The following is a 3,006-nucleotide window of genomic DNA, read 5'->3' as shown; positions in this document are numbered from 1 at the left end:
TCGACGCCGTCGGGACGCGTGAAGATGAAGGTCAGCGGCAGGTTCTCGACCGCCTTGGCAGCGCCGTCGCGGGCAAGCGCTGCGACATGGACGTCCTCGCCGGCGCGGTAGATGCCGCGTTCGGTCCAGGCATAGACGTCGAGCGCGCCCGGCGCCGGACGCCCGGTGACGCCACGATCGGACAGGTCAAAGCCGGCGCGGCCCATGTCGAGGAAGACGAAGTCGTTGTCGCCCTGTTTCGCCGTCAGCACGGCCGGCACCATGCCGCCGTCGCCGCGCGTCAGGCCGGGGTTGAAGACGGCACGGCCTTCCGCGTCCGTGGTCGCGGTGCCGAGGATGTCATTGTTCCTGGCGAGCAGCGTCAGTTCAGCACCCGCGATCGGCTTGGCGGTTCCGAGCGAACGGGCAAAGACGTTCAATCCATCCTGTCCCGTATAGGTCGACAGGCCGATATCGGAGACAACGAACCATTGCGTGGCGCGGGAATCATAGTCGTCGTCATTCTCGTCGATCGGTTGTGCGGTCAGCACATAGACACCGGGCTTGCGCAGCGGCAGCGCCTCGTCGACCGGGAAGGAGGTGGTGACTTCCTTGTTCAGGTCGCTGGCGATGTCGAGCTGGCCTTGCCAGACCGGCTCGCCCATCTGATCGGAAATGTTGGAGATGTCGTAGCCGTCCAGCTGGCGCAGGAACTGGTAGCCCGAAAGAAGTTGGGTCAGCGAGCGGTCGCCGATGCGATAGAGCTTCATTTCGGCGGCGTTCATGTTGACGGTGACGACCGGGATGCCGCGGCGCGCGCCGGCGGGCAGCACAAAGCTGTCGCCGGTGAAACGGGCGGACGGGGCGCGGTCCTGCACATAGATCGACAGCACCACCGGTGCGGTGATCACCTCGCCGATGGCGGCCGGCAGGCCGGGGCGGAAGGTCACGTCGTAATGCTGGCCATGCTCAAGCCCTTCGACGCAGATCTGCTTGTCCTTGGCCTCGACGCCCTTGGGGGCGGCGTTGTCGACGGTGACGAATTGCGAGTAGTCGACGCCGGTCTTGACCAGATCCTCGGAAAACTGCGCGCAGATGCGCGGCGCGCTGGTGTCGGCGTCGACCGTGTGATCGACGATGCGGAAGCCCTTGCGGGCCTTGAGGTCTTGATAGGCGGCCGTGACCCAAGACGAATTGACCAGCGCGAGGCTCGCTTCGTAGGCCTGCAGGGCCGGCCGGGAGAGGTCGCGGCGGTCGAGCCCGTCGCCAAGCAGTGCCAGCGCTTCGGCGCGCGTTTTTGTGGTGCGCAGCAGTTTGTAGGCGTTGAAGGCGGCGGAGGTGGCATTCGCCGGCAGTGTGGACGCCTCCGCACTGTTGGCGGCCGGCGGCACGGCGAGCGTTTCCCGCGCCAGTTCAAGCCAGAGCTGGCCGTCGTCGGGCAGTACCGAAACCAAAGCCTCGTATTTTTGCATGGCCGAGCGGCGGTCGCCGGTCTGCGATGCTTGTTGCGCCGCCTGCTTCAGCGCCGCCAGCCCATCGGTAGGCTTGGTATAGGCCGGGCCGGTGAGCCTGTTGCGGTATTGCTGGGCCTGGTCGGCCATCCAGGCGGGGAAGAAGGCGAGGTCCGGCGGCGCGCCGATATCGGGGTCGCCATCGATGTTGACGACCTTGCCGGCGACGGCGCCGTTGAAGGGTTTCAGCGTGTTATAGTCGGATTTGAGAAAACACCATTTAGCCTTGGGGTTGTAGGTGAAGGCGCGGCAGGCGGGATCGCCGAGACATGTCGTCTTGCACTGGTCGAGGCTGACATTCTGGTCAGATCTGAGATCGAAACCGAAATAATCGGAATTGTCCGATGTCACCACCCGGCGTGCTTCGGCCGCTTGCGCGATACCGCCCCAGGCGAAAAAGAAAAGGAAAAGGATCGACAGACCACGAGCCGCGCGCATTGCCATAATACCCCTCCAGACACTGCTTACGCATCGGCCCGAAAATCGGAATCGATTTTCGGAAAGCACGATGCGTCACTTCAAAGTCTTAGAGCGTACTTTGTGCTTCCGAGTGGACGCACCTCGCTCTAACGTCCAGACATGTTCAAGCTTCAGTCCAGCTTGTCAACGCGAGGACGCGGCAGGTTCCGCCTGCCAACGGTTTCCTTTCCGGCCGATGGCCGGTAGTACCTCCATAGGACAGGGATCACGCTTTCTTGCGGCGACGCAGAAGGTGTGAATTCCAAGCCCTGTCCATTTCAGACAATTGGATTGTGGCTCCTTTACGAGCAATTCAGAACTTCATTCCAATTTTAGCTTTGGGAGCTAGTGTAGAGTTGTAATGTCGGCGTGTGAAAGGCAGATGTCGGGAGGAACCGCGCCAAGGCGCGTGCTTTCGCACGCCCTGCTTTTCGCTTTGCTGTGCTCGACTGCACTGGTTGCCACGAGCGGAAATGCGGCCGCTTTCGAGATATTCGGCATCAAGCTGTGGGGGTCGTCGGACGACGAAGATGCCGATATCGTCGATCCGCTGCGCTATGCGGTGACCATCGAGGCGCCCGACGCCGACGAGGATCTCGTCAAGAAGCTCGAAAACGCGTCGGCACTGAAGGCCGACGAAGAACGCCCGGTTTCCGGTTCGCTCGGCCTGCTGGCCAAGGCGCGCGGCGACCGCGATCAGCTTATCGCCGCACTTTACGCGGACGCCCGCTACGAGGGCGTCGTCACCATCACCATCGAAGGCAAGCCGCTCGATGATTTGCCGCCCGACGCCGAATTTTCGGGGCCGCAGCCGATTCCGGTGGTGATCAACATTGCGACCGGGCCGAAATTCACGCTTGGCGACATCAGGCTGGAGGGCGATGCGGCGGGACTGCTGGGCGCCAATTTCGGCCTGATCGCCGGCGGCGATGCCGGTTCCGGTGCCGTGCTCAAAGCCGAGGCGTCGATCGTGCGGGCGCTCAAAGAGGAAGGCAGGCCGTTGGCCAATGTGACGGATCGCGAGATCGTTGCCGACCACGCCACCTCGACGCTCCAC

1 protein-coding gene and 1 pseudogene are annotated in these 3,006 nt (G+C 63.1%); one reads left to right on the top strand and one right to left on the bottom strand.

The window, feature by feature from the left end; genetic code table 11:
- On the bottom strand, nt 1-1,934 hold a 1,934-nt coding region (locus tag EOB36_RS33500; RefSeq protein WP_245467970.1), incomplete at its 3' end, for an MG2 domain-containing protein.
- A 376-nt stretch (nt 1,935-2,310) separates the two neighbouring features.
- Between EOB36_RS33500 and EOB36_RS33490 the strand changes: the two are divergent.
- Nucleotides 2,311-3,006, top strand: a pseudogene (locus EOB36_RS33490) (outer membrane protein assembly factor); the annotation flags it as partial.

This window comes from Mesorhizobium sp. M6A.T.Cr.TU.017.01.1.1 (assembly GCF_004023115.1).
Taxonomy (GTDB): Bacteria; Pseudomonadota; Alphaproteobacteria; order Rhizobiales; family Rhizobiaceae; genus Mesorhizobium; species Mesorhizobium mediterraneum.
Note: the sequence above shows the minus strand (reverse complement) of the source record. Positions and strands in the feature narration are given on the sequence as shown.